Annotated in this window: 22 protein-coding genes and 1 riboswitch; of the genes, 1 reads left to right on the top strand and 21 read right to left on the bottom strand. The window is 36.4% G+C overall.

Annotated elements, in window-relative coordinates:
• Positions 1–38: 38 nt before the first annotated feature.
• The 6 genes from sdaAA to H9L01_RS07685 all read right to left on the bottom strand — a co-directional run bounded on the left by sdaAA (position 39) and on the right by H9L01_RS07685 (position 5,465).
• Complete coding sequence (gene sdaAA, locus H9L01_RS07710) at positions 39–908, bottom strand: L-serine ammonia-lyase, iron-sulfur-dependent, subunit alpha (protein WP_187533382.1); 870 nt, start codon at positions 906–908, stop codon at positions 39–41.
• 8 nt (positions 909–916) lie between these two features.
• The gene (gene sdaAB / locus H9L01_RS07705; RefSeq protein ID WP_187533381.1) at positions 917–1,585 is read right to left on the bottom strand and encodes an L-serine ammonia-lyase, iron-sulfur-dependent subunit beta; all 669 of its coding nucleotides are present in this window, start codon (positions 1,583–1,585) and stop codon (positions 917–919) included.
• A gap of 3 nt (positions 1,586–1,588) precedes the next feature.
• A complete protein-coding gene (gene pip, locus H9L01_RS07700) occupies positions 1,589–2,524 on the bottom strand; it encodes a prolyl aminopeptidase (RefSeq protein WP_187533380.1) in 936 nt (311 codons plus the stop codon).
• Complete coding sequence (locus tag H9L01_RS07695; RefSeq protein WP_187533379.1) at positions 2,514–3,080, bottom strand: LOG family protein; 567 nt, start codon at positions 3,078–3,080, stop codon at positions 2,514–2,516. Before H9L01_RS07695 ends, pip begins: the two co-directional genes overlap by 11 nt.
• Positions 3,081–3,200: 120 nt before the next feature.
• A complete protein-coding gene (gene argS / locus H9L01_RS07690) occupies positions 3,201–4,940 on the bottom strand; it encodes an arginine--tRNA ligase (protein WP_187533378.1) in 1,740 nt (579 codons plus the stop codon).
• Positions 4,941–4,997: 57 nt separating this feature from the next.
• Entirely contained in the window at positions 4,998–5,465 is a 468-nt protein-coding gene (locus H9L01_RS07685) for a hypothetical protein (RefSeq protein ID WP_187533377.1), read from the bottom strand.
• 176 nt (positions 5,466–5,641) lie between these two features.
• Here H9L01_RS07685 and H9L01_RS07680 point away from each other — a divergent pair, with 176 nt between their 5' ends.
• Positions 5,642–5,881 carry a hypothetical protein gene (locus H9L01_RS07680; RefSeq protein ID WP_187533376.1) on the top strand — a complete coding sequence of 80 codons (240 nt, stop codon included), beginning with the start codon at positions 5,642–5,644 and terminating at the stop codon, positions 5,879–5,881.
• 63 nt (positions 5,882–5,944) lie between these two features.
• Here H9L01_RS07680 and H9L01_RS07675 read toward each other — a convergent pair whose 3' ends face one another.
• From H9L01_RS07675 to H9L01_RS07605, 15 genes are all read right to left on the bottom strand, one after another.
• Positions 5,945–6,451, bottom strand: coding sequence for an energy-coupling factor transporter transmembrane component T (locus H9L01_RS07675; RefSeq protein ID WP_187533375.1), 507 nt, complete (start codon positions 6,449–6,451; stop codon positions 5,945–5,947).
• Positions 6,448–6,651, bottom strand: a complete 204-nt coding sequence (locus H9L01_RS07670; RefSeq protein WP_187533374.1) for an energy-coupling factor transporter transmembrane component T family protein — start codon at positions 6,649–6,651, stop codon at positions 6,448–6,450. Before H9L01_RS07670 ends, H9L01_RS07675 begins: the two co-directional genes overlap by 4 nt.
• On the bottom strand, positions 6,641–7,915 hold the full coding sequence (locus tag H9L01_RS07665) for an ABC transporter ATP-binding protein (RefSeq protein ID WP_187533373.1): 1,275 nt from the start codon (positions 7,913–7,915) through the stop codon (positions 6,641–6,643). Before H9L01_RS07665 ends, H9L01_RS07670 begins: the two co-directional genes overlap by 11 nt.
• On the bottom strand, positions 7,916–8,488 hold the full coding sequence (locus H9L01_RS07660) for an ECF transporter S component (protein WP_187533372.1): 573 nt from the start codon (positions 8,486–8,488) through the stop codon (positions 7,916–7,918).
• A gap of 2 nt (positions 8,489–8,490) precedes the next feature.
• Positions 8,491–9,105, bottom strand: a complete 615-nt coding sequence (locus H9L01_RS07655; protein ID WP_187533371.1) for a YkoF family thiamine/hydroxymethylpyrimidine-binding protein — start codon at positions 9,103–9,105, stop codon at positions 8,491–8,493.
• A gap of 49 nt (positions 9,106–9,154) precedes the next feature.
• Positions 9,155–9,246: riboswitch (TPP riboswitch) on the bottom strand.
• 201 nt (positions 9,247–9,447) lie between these two features.
• Entirely contained in the window at positions 9,448–9,840 is a 393-nt protein-coding gene (locus tag H9L01_RS07650; RefSeq protein WP_187533370.1) for a hypothetical protein, read from the bottom strand.
• A gap of 149 nt (positions 9,841–9,989) precedes the next feature.
• Positions 9,990–10,217 (bottom strand): type II toxin-antitoxin system RelB family antitoxin, encoded by a 228-nt coding sequence (relB, locus tag H9L01_RS07645; RefSeq protein ID WP_187533369.1) that lies wholly within the window; start codon positions 10,215–10,217, stop codon positions 9,990–9,992.
• 217 nt (positions 10,218–10,434) lie between these two features.
• Positions 10,435–10,860: a DUF1828 domain-containing protein gene (locus H9L01_RS07640; RefSeq protein WP_187533368.1), complete on the bottom strand. Its 426-nt coding sequence runs from the start codon at positions 10,858–10,860 to the stop codon at positions 10,435–10,437.
• Positions 10,861–10,949: 89 nt separating this feature from the next.
• Positions 10,950–11,564: a V-type ATP synthase subunit D gene (locus H9L01_RS07635; RefSeq protein ID WP_187533367.1), complete on the bottom strand. Its 615-nt coding sequence runs from the start codon at positions 11,562–11,564 to the stop codon at positions 10,950–10,952.
• A gap of 2 nt (positions 11,565–11,566) precedes the next feature.
• A complete protein-coding gene (locus tag H9L01_RS07630) occupies positions 11,567–12,940 on the bottom strand; it encodes a V-type ATP synthase subunit B (protein WP_246448956.1) in 1,374 nt (457 codons plus the stop codon).
• The gene (locus H9L01_RS07625; protein ID WP_187533366.1) at positions 12,937–14,694 is read right to left on the bottom strand and encodes a V-type ATP synthase subunit A; all 1,758 of its coding nucleotides are present in this window, start codon (positions 14,692–14,694) and stop codon (positions 12,937–12,939) included. Before H9L01_RS07625 ends, H9L01_RS07630 begins: the two co-directional genes overlap by 4 nt.
• A gap of 12 nt (positions 14,695–14,706) precedes the next feature.
• Positions 14,707–15,015, bottom strand: a complete 309-nt coding sequence (locus tag H9L01_RS07620) for a V-type ATP synthase subunit F (protein WP_187533365.1) — start codon at positions 15,013–15,015, stop codon at positions 14,707–14,709.
• Positions 15,008–15,658: a hypothetical protein gene (locus H9L01_RS07615; RefSeq protein ID WP_187533364.1), complete on the bottom strand. Its 651-nt coding sequence runs from the start codon at positions 15,656–15,658 to the stop codon at positions 15,008–15,010. Before H9L01_RS07615 ends, H9L01_RS07620 begins: the two co-directional genes overlap by 8 nt.
• Positions 15,648–16,223: a hypothetical protein gene (locus tag H9L01_RS07610; RefSeq protein WP_187533363.1), complete on the bottom strand. Its 576-nt coding sequence runs from the start codon at positions 16,221–16,223 to the stop codon at positions 15,648–15,650. The genes H9L01_RS07615 and H9L01_RS07610 overlap by 11 nt, the downstream gene beginning before the upstream one ends.
• A complete protein-coding gene (locus H9L01_RS07605; protein WP_187533362.1) occupies positions 16,223–16,702 on the bottom strand; it encodes a V-type ATP synthase subunit K in 480 nt (159 codons plus the stop codon). Before H9L01_RS07605 ends, H9L01_RS07610 begins: the two co-directional genes overlap by 1 nt.
• Between the last annotated feature and the right edge of the window lies 1 nt (position 16,703).

Here is a 16,703-nt window from a genome sequence, read left to right as displayed (position 1 = left end):
GTCATTAAACACTTTTCTCATGTAATAAAAAACCGAATTTATTCGTTATCTCCAAAAATTCTTTGTTGATGTTCTCGAGCAGTCGGTGTATCTGCCAACCCACCTTCACCGGTTTCTCTAAATTTAGAAGGGAGTTCTGTACCGATTTTATGCATGGTAGCAATAACCTCATCAACTGGAATGAGAGATTGAATTCCAGCAAGGGCCATATCAGCAGAAACAAGTGCTTGAGATGCTCCTAAAGCATTCCTTTTAACGCAAGGTACTTCCACAAGACCCGCAACAGGATCACAAATTAAACCAAGCATATTTTTGATTGTCATTGCACAGGCATCGGCAGCCATTTGAGGTGTTCCGCCTAATACAGAAACAGTCGCTGCTGCAGCCATAGCACTCGCACTTCCTACTTCTGCTTGACATCCTCCCATTGCTCCTGAGATAGATGCATTATTTGCAATCACAAGCCCAAATCCACCCGCAATGAATAAAAATTCTATTTGTTGTTGGCGGGATAAATCATAACGCTCAATCAAAGCAGAAAGAACACCTGGCACTACCCCTGCACTTCCTGCTGTTGGCGTAGCACAAATTAAACCCATAGCAGCATTAACCTCGTTTGTTCCAATTGCGTTTTGTACAGCAGTCATGACAGTGGGTCCACAAATAGATTCATGATTATGAATATAATGATTTAATTTTTGAGCATCCATACCTGTAAGTCCAGTTTTGGATTTTACACCTTGACGTCCCCGTTCAATCGAACGTAGCATGACATCCAATTGCATACTCATTTTTTCAATTAGCATTTCACGTGAGTTTCCTGATTGCGCCATTTCACTCTCAATAATAACTTCAAACAAACTACTTGTTGATGCTTGTTCTACTAATTCTTTTACCGTTTTAAACATAGTCTCTCCTAATTTTGAATAAACATAACGTTTCGAACACTCTCAATAGCCCGTAAATCATCGAGTGATGTTGCCAGATGATCTTGATCAAGTTCAATCACCATATAAGCGTCTTTTCCAACTTCTTCACGATCCACTTTCATAGACCCTATATTGATATGAAGTTCACTAAGAATGGTAGCGACTTTCGCAATCATACCGGGTTTATCTTGATGGAATATCAGGATTGTTGGGTTACCACCAGCAATATCAACAGAGATATCATCAATCTTTGTAATTTTAGCACTCCCACCACCAATAGAAACTCCAGTTACAGTCATTTTACGATTGCCTTTACTCATTACGATTCTCGCTGTATTCGGATGATCTACTTTCTCTTCAAGAGGAATAAAACGAATGGTTATTCCGGCTTCTAAAGCAATCAGAAGTGATTCATGGAGCCGTTCGTCATCAGGACTCATTCCTAGAAGTCCTCCTGCAAGCGCAACATTGGTACCATGTCCTTGATAGGTTTTCGCAAACGATTCAAAGAGATAAACATTCACAACTTCGGGTTGGTCACCAAAAATAGCACGTGCCATTTTTCCAATTCGGCATGCTCCAGCAGTATGCGAAGAACTAGGACCTACCATAACAGGTCCAATGATATCAAATACTGATTTATAGTCTTTTGCCATAACTTATGCTTTCCTTTCCGATACAAGATTATCAAATGACTTTGTGAGAAATTGTTTGATTTCAGGTTCACTACCACTGTGCCCACTTGTTGGAGCAAAATACAATTCACACTGAGACATTTTTTGTTTTAATTCAAAGGCACCGCTGGGTCTACAATCAACATCATAGCGCCCATGGACAATGATTGTTGGGATATTTTTATACTTCTCTGCATTATCTAAGATATAGTTATCCGACTCAAAGAACATATGATTTGCGAAATAGTGACACTCCAATAAGCCAATACTAATATCGGTAGGTGTAATTTCTACTTCCATTTCTTGTTCAGGAACTAATTTAACAATCGCCCCTTCCCAATCCGCCCATTGCTTAGCATATTGTTTCACGACATCTTCAGATTTTGTTTTAAAAATATGGTAATACGATTGAATAAGATTATCTTTTTGTTCATTTGTAAAGTTTGCTTTAAATCGCTCATGAACTTCAGGATAAAAATAGGAAGCCCCTTCTTGATAAAGCCATGCTGTATCTTCATCTCTTCCTAAGAAAATACCGCGAAGGACCATTTGAGACACATGCTCAGGATATTTAATGGCATAAGCAAGCGCAAGTGTCGTGCCGTAGCTTCCTCCCGATAATGTGACCTGTTGAAGATTATAAAGTTTACGAATTCCTTCAATGTCTTCAACACTATGAAAAATTGTATTGTTTTCTAAAGTTGCGAAAGGTGTCGATTGACCACAACCACGTTGATCAAACGCAATCACAAACCACTCATCTAAATTAAAAATATCGAAACTGTTGGGTTGTATGTTCCCTCCCGGTCCACCATGTAAACAAATTACCGCAGGTTTCTCAGGATTACCTTTTGTATAAATTGCGAGTCGATGTCCATCTTGAGTTTCGTATACTTTGTCTATGCTAAGTTTATTTAGCATAGACACGCACCTCAGTCGGTTTGAAATCACGAATAAAAGTATAAATTTCATCAAGATTATCCGAGAATAGAATGGCATCGAGATCTTCTTGAGTCAAGAATCCTTCGTGAACCATGGTTTCAAACATTGTTTTTAGTGAATTATAATAACCATCAACATTATAGAGAATGCATGGATTTTGATGCTGTCCAATACGAGCCCATGAAATAACTTCTGATATTTCTTCAAGTGTACCGGGTCCACCAGGTAAAGCAATATATGCTTGGCTTAAATCAATCATTTTTTTCTTACGAATGTGCATGTCTTCAACAATCACAAGTTCCGTGAGATCTTCAAATGCAATTTCTTTATCAACAAGAAATTGTGGCATGACTCCAATAGCATTTTGACCTTGTTTTAATACTTCAGTAGCCAAAACACCCATCAACCCAACTTTACCACCACCGTATACCAAATCATAATTATGAGTTCCAAACCATTTACCAAGTTTAATTGCTGTTTCTTGATAAATATCTTTATTTCCTAAACTACCACCACAATATACTGCTATATTCATAAATGCCTCCCTAAACTGTACTTCTATTATATTCGATTTCTAATAGTATTAACATTAAAATTCGTGCTAACACTTAGGAAAAAATTGCGAAAAAGAAGTCCGAAGACTTCTTTAGTTTTATTACATTTTGGAAACTGTATTAATTCCAAGCTTATCAAGATTAAATTCAAGAATTCTTTGAGTTGCTTGAAGTAATCCTAACCAGGAATTCTTGGTTGTTTCATCTTCTTCTTTACTGATATTATTTTCAGTATAGAATTTTGCAAAGGAAACAGCAATTTGGTAAGTTGCTTCTGCAACCACGTTTGGTGCTTGATTTGCAAATGATGTAGCAAATACTTCTGGATTTCTAAGAAGTCTCAGTACAAGATTTCGATCATGTTCTCCAGAAATTTGCGTTACAGGAAGTGTTTTAGTAACATTCATTTTCTCTAAGACTGCACCAATACGTACATTGTTATAGAGAATATAGCTTCCTGTTTTTCCTTCGAATGACAAGAATTTATCGATATCAAAAACATAATCTGATGTAGGGTGGTTAATTAAGTCACCAAATTTTATCGCTGCAACACCAATGTTCAAGGCATCTTGCTCACTTGGATTTTCTTGAGTTGCTTTTAATTTATCAAAAGATGTTTGTTGAACCGAACCTAGAAGTGATGAAAGACTCATAATTCCACCATCACGTGTTTTAAATGGTTTTCCATCGGGACCGTTCATTGTACCAAATCCTAAGAATGAAAATTCCGCATCTGCATCTACTAAGTCAGCTTTACGGGCAACACGGAATACTTGTTCAAAGTGTAATCCTTGTCTTTTATCAACGATATACCAAATCTTATTTGGATGGAAATCTTGTTGTCTTTGTACAATTGTTGCGAGGTCAGTTGTAGCATAGATACTGGATCCGTCTTTTTTCTGAACAATCACTGGTGGCATTGGTTTTTTATCCTCATCCGTCACAACATCCACAACTAAAGCACCATCACTTTCGCGAAGAAGTTCTTTATCTTTAAGTGTGTCCATTAATCCTGGAATGTATGCATCTGCATCACTTTCGCCATACCAATATTCAAAATCAACACCTAGTTTTTCATAATCTTTACGAATATCCATTTTCGAAGTTTCGACAATAATATTCCATAATAATCGATATCCTGGATGACCATTTTGAAGTTGTGCTGTAATTTCACGTGCTTGAGCTAAATAAACTTCGTCCTCTTTGGATTTCGCACTTGCAGTCGGATATACCTCATACAATAACTCTGGTGTAATTGTAATGGTATCATCATGATCCGCATCAAAACCATCTTGGAAACAATCCCATTCTGGGTGTCTCAATTTGAGTTCAGTGATTACAAGACCTAATGGTAATCCCCAATCCCCTAAATGAACATCAGAGATAACATTATAGCCTACCGTACGAGCAATTCTCTTAATGGACTCACCGATGACTGCAGAACGTAAATGGCCTACGTGAAGTGGTTTCGCCACGTTAGGTCCACCGTAGTCCATCACAATGCTTTGACCCATACCACTTTGATCAATAGCAAGATGTGTATCATCCAACATTTCATGTAACATACCTACAAGATATTCATCAGTTACAGAAATATTAATAAACCCTGGAGGCGCAAAAACAACCTGATCAATAATCATGTTCTCTTCAAGAATTTTTATGACTTTCTCACAGACTTCTTTTGGATTTGTTTTAAACTGCTTTGCAATTGCAAAAGCATCATTAGACTGGAATTGGCATAAGTCTGGACGTTTTGATTCCGAGACAGTTCCGAATCCCTCATAACCTGCTGCTGCATAACTTGATGCAACTATTTTTTGTAATTCGCTTAATAATGACATACTTACCCACTCTCTTTACTTAGCTATTATACGTTAAAACCTTTAAAAATACACGCCTTAAGTGTAATATCTTAATCCACATTCACTCCGAAAGGCTTCATTATATTCCTTAACGGATATGAATTGAGAATCGTTTCGATCATTTACAAACAAAATAGAGAGACCCGAACTCTCCAGATCCAATTTGTAAGCATCACCAAGGAGTTGTTGCAAACTATTCACAATATGCGTCAATTGCTCAGTATCATTCAAATTATCTGAGAATCGAATGAAGGTATAAGCATTAATAAACATCGATTCATTAACTTCCCCTACGAGATTATCAGCATTATTGAACAACATCCACTTTGGATTTTCTGAAGGCATTTTTTTTAGTCCACCACGCCAGTTTTTTTCACTGAGATCATACACGTCATGACAGCACGAACACTTTCCATCTTCATAAGTGTAAGCAAAAAAATCAAGCTCTAATGTATCAATCCATTCCTCAGTAAAAATACGATATGTTTTTAAAGATTCAAACATTATTTCACCTCTTCACATATATTCTACCACGTATTATATAGCTGCGAAAATTTACCTCATTAATATAAATCAAAAAATCCACTTTATTCAAAGTCAAATTTACTTTAATCCTCGTTCACCTTATAATATAAGTAAGAATAGGTAGTGAGTTCGTATCAATAGAAAGGAGCCTCGTTATGAACAATAAAACTCATTTTACTATTAAATCTTTAGTTACAATTGCACTTTCAACTGTTATACTATCGTTTATCGATATTTATAGTCTTCTCAGTGAAAACGCAGCCATTCGACATATTATACCTCAGTTTCCAACGATTTCTATCGTTACGATTTTAAGAGAAATTATCATCAATTTCGTGTTTGTTGCATTTATCGTCATAATCATAAACAACTTTAAATCCAACAACTCTAAGTGACACTTCTATCTACCTAAAAATAGAACCTACAAGTATCCTAAGATTTGCTTGTAGGCTCTGTTTTTATCGTTTAGTGATATAGAAAGTTGAGATTATTAAAAATAAAGAGAATGATACTGCCCATATCCAATCTTTGGGTGCTACTTCAATCTTTGTATACTCACTTCGCTGTCCCTCTTCATCAAATCCTTTTGACCTCATCGCTAAAGTTATTTGATCTGAGTAAAGAATTGTTTTAATAAACAGTGGTGTCAGCACCTTTGATGAAAATCTCCAAGTCTTTTGTCCTCGAGCTTGAAATGATGCATAGTTCTTTTTTGCTTCATCTTTGATTAATGGCAAGAGATTAAAGGTTGCGAGAATTCCATATACGAAGACATTAGGAAGCTTCAATTGGTCTCTTAGAGAGTAAACAAACTCCAAATTGTCGGTCGTGCAAGAAAACAACATCCCCAAATTTGCAAAGAGTAATACCCTCGTTGCAATCATCAATGCGTAATCATAGTTCACAATGGCATGAGACTGAGTTACTACATCAGATGATTGTTGTGAGAAGAGCATGGCGGTCATGAAGACCCCCCCGCCGCAACGCAAACTGGAATATATATTTTCAAAATGCGTCTTAATAAAACGCCTGATATAAGAAGTAATACCACAAAGACACCACTCAGGATAAGATTGAGTTGATAAGAATTCGTAAAGGTTAAAATGATGCCCCAAACAAGAATTACGAGAAATTTTACCGTTGGATTAAGCTTTTTAAGATTCATGTTGGATTTCTCCAATCCTAATAACTCGGGTTGCATAATTATCAACAATCCAAGGATCATGACTTGTAAAGATCACCGTAGAGTGATTCTTACTACAATGTTGCGCAATCATGTTCATAATTACAATAGCACTGTTTCGATCTTGACCAAACGTCGGTTCATCCAAAACCATTATTGGTGCTTGCGTCACAAAGACAATTCCTAATGCTAAGCGACGTTGTTGCCCTTGACTCAAATTAAAAGGTGATTCGTCACGATGCTCCCACAAATTAAGTGATTTCAAACATTCCTTCGTTAAACTCTCATCAAAACAGGTTTTATAGATTTCATCATAAACACTTGCAAAAAGAAACTGGTCACGAGGGTTTTGAAAGAGATATCCCATCTTACCACGATACTTTTTAAGGTTGGCTGTATCTAACCAAACATTTCCATCATACTTCACAAGCTTCAAAAGAATACGTAGGAGTGATGATTTACCACTCCCACTGTCACCTACCAAAGCAACACATTCTCCAGAATTAATCGTGAAATTCGCATGACTTACGACAGCTCTATCGTTATACGATATGGATACATTCTCATAATTAAGTACAGCTTTTTCGCAATATTGAGGTGAAACATTGATGACAGATTCTACAACGTCATCATCTAATCCTTCACAGAGATTTCCATCTACAATTTTTAAATAAACGTCAATCATCGAATCGTAATAATGATGAAGATGATCAATCACAATCAATGTTATCTGTTTATGTTTACGATACGTGTTCAACAGCTCCAGAAGTTCTTGAGACGCACTTTGATCTAAACTTGCGAACGGTTCATCAAGAATTAAAATCGAAGTATCCATCAAGAAAGCACTTGCCAGAGCGATTCTTTGCTTTTCTCCACCTGATAAAGTCACTAATTTCTGGTGCTTTAAATGAGTGGCGTTGACGCTTTTTAAGACATCATCAATTAAACTATCCATGACCATGATATCAACATTTTTATTCTCGAGAACAAATATCAACTCTCGATAGACAGTATCCATACAAAATTGTAAGTCTGGATTTTGAAACATCACAGCAGATTGCCCCTTCAAAGTGACATCACCCTCAGAAGGTTCAAGAAGTCCGGATAAAATCATTCCCAGCGTACTTTTGCCGCATCCTGATTTTCCTGAAATATAATAAGTTTTTCCAACTTCGAAGTGGTAACTCATTTCATTCAAAACAGCACGATCCTTATATTTGTGTGAGACTGATTTTAAATCAATCATCTAATTTTCAGTTGCGATAGGATAACTTGATACCGCACCACTACGCTTTAAACCATCACCGATGCGTTTGACGATAAGTCCTGAGAAGATCATTGAAGATATGATACGAACAGCTAGCATTGCAAGCACATACCACCACGCTAAGCCACTATAAGAATTTCTGAAAAAACCCCATACGAAGCTAAATACTGCGCTAAGAATGGATGCGCTCATGAGGCTAGTCATATCAAATTTTTTATAACGGAACATGGCAAAGCCACACTCGGCTCCTAAACCTTGTATAAATCCTGAGACAAATACCATAGGTCCATAGAAATTACCCATCAATACTTCGATTAGTGCAGCTAACATTTCCGAGATAACTGCAACACCTGGTTTTCTCATAATATAAGCAGCAAGTGTTGAGGCCATAAACCAAACTCCAAATACAAGTTCATTAGCAAATGGTTCCAAACCGAATGGTGCAAGAATTGGTTTTAGAAACGAAGCAAAGTAGACAAACCCTAAGTAAACCACTGCAAATGTTACTGAAATCAACCCCACCATGACAACATCTTTTAATTTCCAATTCATTGTTATTTCTCCCCTTTATTTGACGGACTGTTGACCGAGACCGTAGTTTCGATTACAAAATGACTTAAATTCGCATCAGCATATTCTAAAATATCTTGATAGCAATGGAAGACATCATAAATACTTCCAGAAAGAATCGTGGAATAGTGCCTTTTTTCTGAGTATAATCCCTTTTCTTTAATCATATCAATCACATGATAAATATGATCCATATAATTACTCACCCCAAAAGTATAGAATGAAATTGTTGCTTCACACATCTGACTATCATTATCTGTACGCACCCACTCATTACGAGGTGTTACATCTTTCAGATAGTCAGCTTCAACATCTCCTGGACACCCTTTGGAATAAGTCATGCTTGCCGCCATATGAATATCTTCACGATATGCATTTGCAAATAACAACATTGACGTATTCACCAAGTCAATCATCTGTCCTCTCAGAAGTGTTCCTAACGAATCAGTTGCTCTCCATACAGAACTCATGTCTGTCTTGGCAAGCCCCCCTAATATTACATCCACAAAATCATCCGTCATTGGATGCAAGGCAATGCGACACCCTGTGATTTGTGTACTTCCTAAACCGCATTGTAAATCATTTGAACGTTCTATCATAAAAAAACTCCTTCCATTTCTGAAAGAAGCCCGTTGCGCACAAAAATATGGTGTACGAAATGGTACTCCTTTCGCTGGTACAAACCAGATCAAGTTATACGGGTTTAATCTCAGCCAGTTAAGGCACCCCGATACCGTTCGCCACTATCATAACGATTCCTTTCTTTAAAAGCAAGGAGATTGCGCTTTAAGAAGGTTTCCAACTAAATTATTAGTGTGTAAACCGATTATCACATCTCAAAACTCGCAAAATCGTAATGTAAGTATAATAAAACACAAAGACCTCAAAATTTAAAATCGAAGAGGCCTTTGTGTTTGGCTGTGCTTGAATCAGTATTGAATTTAAATCCCAAATTTCACCTTTGTAATACTGTCAGCTTTTTCTCTAACAGAATCAACATTATTAATTTTATAAATTTTATCATTAATGGTTATATAATCATCACCATTATAAATAATAACTTTTCCATTTTTCAGTACAATTTCAAAATAGTAGTAATGACCTACAGATTGGATATAATCGTCTTTATTTATATTATCCGCATCAATTGTATTAAGAAATGTCATAAACTCATCATAGTCATTTTCGTATAATTTTTTTCCAACATTCTCGTGAAGTAAAAAAACATTGACGAAAGATATTTCCTGATTATTTATTTCTTCTTTGAATGACTTGCTGGTGCCACATCCCGCTAAAAGTAGTAATACTAAAATTGCAATCAATCTCTTTTTCATTCTAAATCCTCCCGTCTATTTGCAATTAAAGAATTTCACCACAACTATATTAATTAATCTTTCTTAATCTAATTATATCATTATTTTGAAACTCATTTTTTTTAACATACACTTTTTTTTCGCCTTACCTTCATTTCTTAGTTTAAAGGTCATTTAAGTCCTGCCTCACTTAATATGTCATCATGAGCAACAATCTTATTATTACCTTGCCTGATATATTTTTCATATTCCTCGATTGCCTGTAAATCTAATAAATCTTCAATTTTCTCAATTGCTGATGTTTTTACGAATTCACTAAGTGTCATACCAAAAAATTCAGCATATGTTTTAATCATGTTTCTTTCTTCTTCTGTTGTTCTAACGCTGATTACACACATAGTGTCACTTCCTCTCAAACACATTACACTACAATTGTATGATACAAACAATTTATATACATGCATTATAATATCCACCTAATTAATTATAAAAATCGGTGGATTTTCCTTGTTGAACGCTCTTAGAAATAATCTTAATACCATAATTTTTAAAACCAAAAAAGCTTCTTTATCTATTTTGTTACCGTTGGTTGAATCCAAGGACGCGATTACATCATTATAAAAAAGATTTGACTCTCCCTCTAGAAGCTAAGTGCATGGCATCTACTCGAAGAATTGTTTGAATCATCTTATGGATATATTCTTGGTAGATTGGCCCTTTCCTTGAACTTTCCGATAACGAAAAAGAAACAGTAATTTCTTTGTTTTCTAACAGAACACCGTTGTTTTTACAGATGGTTTCGATTGTATTGAGTTGTTGTTTTTCTATTGGAATTTCATATACTTCCAACATGGAAACATAGTATCCTTCATCAGTTAGTATAATCCTGTCTTTCGTTAAAATTGCATAAAATTGAATGTAATCATTGGAACTATCTAGTAGTGGCACAGTTATTTCATAAAAGCTATCTCCACATAAATTAACAGTTGTTTCATTTTCAAGCCATTCATAATAAATGGCCATTAATTCTTTTGTTGTCATTATAATTACACGCCTCCAAGTCTCGTATGTTTATCATAACAAAACCTTACTCGCAATATGAGTAGGGTTACTATAAATATCATTATTAACTATCGATGGGTCACTTTCATGACACGAGCTTGTTGACTTCGTGTTTGGTCATCAATTCTAAGTTCAATATAACGGATCGTTTCTTGTATATCAGGAATAGTTTTATATTCGAGTGCATTAACGCGTCTACGTGTTAACTTTATCTCTTCTGAAAGCATGAAGCACTTTTTTTCGAGTGCTGCCATTTCCACAATGCGTGCAAAACTCTCCGAAGAATTTTCATGCATACGATCTAAATACCCATTTGTTAGAAGAACTGAAGCTTGTGATGCTTCTTTTTCTGAACTTTTAACTTCGTAAACAGGAATATCGATTCCCATAACTGATTCAAAGTGAACATCTACATGGGGGTTGGATTTACGATCTCCAAGTAGTTCGTTTAGTACTTGGTTATTGAGCTCAAGGCTGGCCATATTGTAATCCTTATTTAAAAGTTCAAATTCATGATCAACTTGTTTTCGTAATGCCATAGCATCTTCATAGCATTCCATAAAATTACGGATTAAAGAGTCTTGTTTTTCTTTTAAGAGCTTGTGGCCCTTTTGAGCAATCGCTAAACGATTTTCAAGATTCTTAAGTTCCATACGTGTTGGATTTACTTTTAGACGTGCCATCTTTACACCTCTTCGATATAGTAGGTTTCAAGATAGACATCACGTACACGTTTCAATTCTGACTTAGGAAGAATTGATAGTAATTCCCATCCAAGATCAAGGGAATCTGTAATATTGCGATTGGTGTAAAATCCTTGGCCAATAAATTCATCTTCAAATCGTCGTGCAAATTCTAAATATTTGCGGTCAATTTTAGAGAGTGACCCTTCGCCTAGGATACTTGCGAGCTCCGCAGTTTCACGTCCCCTTGCATATGAAGCAAAGAGTTGATTCATGACGTCAGCATGGTCTTCTCGTGTTTTTCCTTGTCCTATTCCTTTATCTTTTAATCGACTCAGGCTTGGAAGAACATCAACAGGCGGCAATGTATTTTGTTGATTTAAATCTCTCGACAAAATAATTTGACCTTCTGTAATATATCCTGTTAAGTCAGGAATTGGATGTGTTTTATCATCTTCTGGCATTGATAGAATAGGAATCATTGTAATAGATCCGTTATGGTTTTTTAATTTACCAGCACGTTCATACAATGTTGCGAGGTCTGTATACATGTATCCTGGATAGCCGCGACGTCCTGGGATTTCGCGTCTTGATGCTGAGATTTCGCGTAAAGACTCGGCATAATAGTTCATATCACTCATAACTAATACAACGTGCATATCTTTCTCAAACGCAAGATATTCTGCGGCAGTAATTGCCATTCGTGGTGCTAGGATACGCTCAATGGCAGGGTCATTGGCTAGGTTTACGAACATAACCGTACGATCAATTGCTCCCGTTCTTTGAAATTCATCTTCAAAGAATCGTGATTCTTCATAAGAAATACCCATGGCACAAAACACAACAGCGAAATCGACATCATCATCTAACACCTGAGCCTGACGAACAATTTGAGCGGCAAGTTCGTTATGTGGTAATCCTGCACCTGAGAAGATGGGTAGTTTTTGTCCAACGACAAGTGTGTTAAGAACATCGATTGACGATATACCTGTTTGTAGGAACTGGTTGGGATACTCTCTGAGTAAAGGATTCATGACTTTACCATTTACATCCATTTCAATATCACTCAACAATGTAGGCCCTTCATCACGGATATTACCTTTACCATCAAAGACACGTCCGAGCATGTTTTCTGAAACTTTAAGACTCATTGGTTTCCCTTTAAAATGGACTCTTGTTTCATCGGGTCTAACACCCATACTTGATTCATAAAGTTGAATGATTGCTTTGTCATCTTCAACTTCTAGAACACGACCAATACGACGGTCATTTTTATCAATTGTGATCTCGACATGTTCGTCAAATTGAACGTTTTCGACATTTTCTACAACGAGTAAGGGTCCAACTACTTCTTTGATATTTTTATATCCTTTCATAATTGACCTCCTTCTTTCAAGCTTTCGAATTCGATTCGAGCTTTATCAATAATTTCTAAAAGTGTCTCTGTTTGATCTTCGGAGCGGTATTTCATTCGTGATATATCATAGAGAATCTCCATATTAGTAATATCTGCAATGAAGACATTATCATGAATGAGATATTCTTTCGCAAGATTATTAAATTCTAAGATAACAGCAAGCATTAAGGCCTGCTTCTCATAAGACGTATACGTATCTTCTTCTTGGAAAGCATTTTGTTGTAGGAAGTCCTCACGAATCATACGTGCAACTTCAAGTTTTAAGATATCTTGGTCTGATAACGTGTCTTTACCTACTAGTTGCACGATTTCGAGAAGTTTCTTTTCTTCTTTTAATAATGTCATCGCTGCTTGTCGATTTTTATTAAAATGCTTATGAACATTTTGTTTTAAGTATCGTTCCGTTGCATTTTGGTAAAGAGAGTAACTTTCGAGCCAATCTATAGCTGGGAAATGACGCATATGCGCTAGTGATGCATCCAGTGCCCAGAATACTTTAACGATACGAAGTGTCGCTTGAGTCACGGGTTCGGATAAGTCCCCACCTGCGGGTGATACCGCACCAATCATCGTTACCGATCCTTGAACATCATTATATGTATCGACAACGCCTGCACGTTCATAAACTTCTGCAAGTCTTGAACTTAGGTATGCGGGATATCCTTCATCTCCTGGCATTTCTTCCAAACGACCACTCATCTCACGAAGTGCTTCTGCCCAACGCGACGTGGAGTCGGCCATTAACGAAACATCATAGCCCATATCTCTAAAATATTCCGCAATCGTCATTCCTGTATAAATAGATGCTTCACGTGCAGCAACTGGCATATTTGAGGTATTAGCAATAAGCACAGTTTTATCCATTAAAGGTTTTTGTGTGCGCGGATCTTCAAGTTCCGGAAATTCATTCAGAACATCAGTAATTTCATTTCCACGCTCACCACAACCAATATAAACAACAACATCTGAATTAGACCATTTTGCGAGTTGATGTTGAACCACAGTTTTACCAGAACCAAAGGGTCCTGGAACACACGCTGTTCCACCCTTAGCTACTGGAAAAAAAGTGTCAATGACACGTTGTCCTGTAACCAATGGTTCTGAAGGCATTTGCTTTCTTACGTAAGGTCTTGCTTTACGAATTGGCCAGTAAGACATCATTGGAATATCATGTCTTCCAGTTTCATTTTCAATTTCAATAACTGCTTCGGTGACATTTTTCATGCCTTCATGAATTGCGATAACAGTTCCACTCATATCATGAGGAACCATGATAAAGTGCTTTAAATCTCTTTCTATAACATAGCCCAAGTTCATTCCTGTAGATACTTTATCGCCTACTTTAACAAGACTTTTGAAATCCCATAGTTTTTCTTGATCTAAGGATTCGTAGTGAATTCCCCTAACTAGAAATTCACCCTGATTATCGGCATAGGTCTCAAGATTACGGCCAACACCATCAAGAATCTGCGAGAGTATTCCAGGACCTAATAAAATACTTAGTGGTCTGTATGTTGATACAACCGGTTCTCCCACTTGGATTCCTGAAGTTTCTTCATAAACTTGGATGGATGATTTATCACCACGAATTTCAATAATTTCTCCCAAGAGATTTTGATTCGAGACATAAACAGTATCAAAAAGTCTTGCTCCAGGGATGTCTTTAGCAACTACTAAAGGACCGGATACTTTTGTTATAATTCCAGTGTTCAAATTATTTCCTCCTTACTTTTGGAGCGTTCCAATAGCTTGTTCAATCGAAGAACTCAGTCTATCTTTGGCTTCTTTATGACGACCCAGTGTATCTGACAATAGTGTAATTGTAAAAAATGGGTCTTGATTGTAAGCATCGATCGATGCTTTATGATCACGATAGATTTCTTCATCTACCAAGACAATCACAATCTGTTCTTGCTTTAATTGTCGCAACAACGGTTGGATTGATTCATTTCGTTTAACTTTATGAATGGTTATTCCCATGCTTTCAAGAAGTGCATGGTGTTCATCGTAAGATAAGTATAATGTGTTATTCATAATACCTCCTGATGACAGGTTCTACTTCGATTGTCTTATAAGGACGCTTTAAATAGATCTGAAGATTTTTCAAAAGTAAATGGTACTGTAATGCTAATACAAATGTTGCGGAACTTGAGGCACGATCTCTTAGTTGATCATTGAAAAATTTGAATTTGGTTTCATCAATTTTTCTTTGAACATCAAATACTGTGATGTCATGCATCCACTCACGATACGGACTATGTAACAACAACATTTCCACATGTCCATAACGTTTATAAGCATCCTGAGGAATCAATCCTTCAATATTATCTTTAGGATTTCTTCCTTGCAGTACATTTAAAATTTGCATCATATCAACGCAAAGTTTTGCGTATTCCTGAGCAACCTCTAATTCATAGCTTTGCGAACAAATTTCTGTATAGTGGTCATCATAATCTTGAATTGCATCACACGAATCAATATCGATGAGTTTAATGAGAGACGCATCCATACCGTGTTCCATTAACATGTCTTGAAACGTTTCTTTACGATCTGCTATCAAATAATCTACGGCGTAGTTATTGATATCAAAATCTGTTTGCGCTTTTTGTATCTCTTGTTTTAAAGCAGCAATTTCTCGTTCTATTAAGACATTGAGCATGATGAAGTTAGTGGCCATAAACATCACCAAACAATAATTTATAAATTGATTCGGTTAAGACCTCACGTCTCATTTCAAAGAAATAACGATATTCTAAATTAATATCATAATGTTCATAGTTCAGGACAAACCCTTTTTCTATATTTGAATCTTCAATTACTTGATAAACTTGACCGTATTCTGACATACAAGTATCAAAGAGTGAAGGGTCCACTAGAATTCTTGGTTTTCCTTCTGGATTATGTTTCAGTACATTAGCCATCAAGGTCATTGTTTCTTGAGGTGTTAAAGTATAGAAGTAATGAATACATTCTTGAAACACCGTTTCGACATGATCATATTTTGAGTTTTCAAGATCTTCATGTGCTTTTCGCTCGTATCGCTTGATATCGCGTTTTTCAATTTGAGAAGCGCGAAGGTCAACGTTATTTTTCTTAGTTGCAACTCGTTTCTTTGCATCGTCAACCATATGATTGTAGATTATCTCTCCATCACGGTGTGCCTCTTCAAGTTTTTCTTGAAATTTTTGTTCGGCATCGACTTCAATGGATTTTAAGATTAAATCAAATCCAGTTGAATTCATTAGAATGTCACCGTACTTAAGATAATGATTGATGATACGAAAGCAAGAAGTGCATAGGTTTCAACCATAACTGCATAAATGATATTTTTTGTCATTTCATTTTCATTACGCGCAAGAAGATGTACCCCTGAAATCGCAACACGTGCTTGAGCTATCGCTGTAGGTCCCCCTACAATTGCCATCGGTAAACATCCCATTAAGATATAAAATCCTTCTTGAAGACCCATACCAACGTGTAAACGACTTAAAGTCATGATTGCGATAACAAAGCCATAAAGCCCTTGTGACGCAGGCATCATCTGTAGAAGTAAACTCTTACCAAACTTATCCGGTTCGTCCACGATAAGCCCTGTACAGGCTTCTCCGACCATCCCTACTCCTTTACCACTGTTGTATCCTGGGATTGCTACAACAAGAGCCATTCCTAAAACTGCGAAAACCAGACCACCATATTCTAAAAAATATTCCATGAATGTCATA

This window comes from Erysipelothrix inopinata (assembly GCF_014396165.1).
GTDB lineage: Bacteria > Bacillota_I > Bacilli_A > Erysipelotrichales > Erysipelotrichaceae > Erysipelothrix > Erysipelothrix inopinata.
The sequence above is the reverse complement of the archived record's forward strand: the minus strand, read 5'-3'. Positions and strand labels throughout refer to the sequence as shown.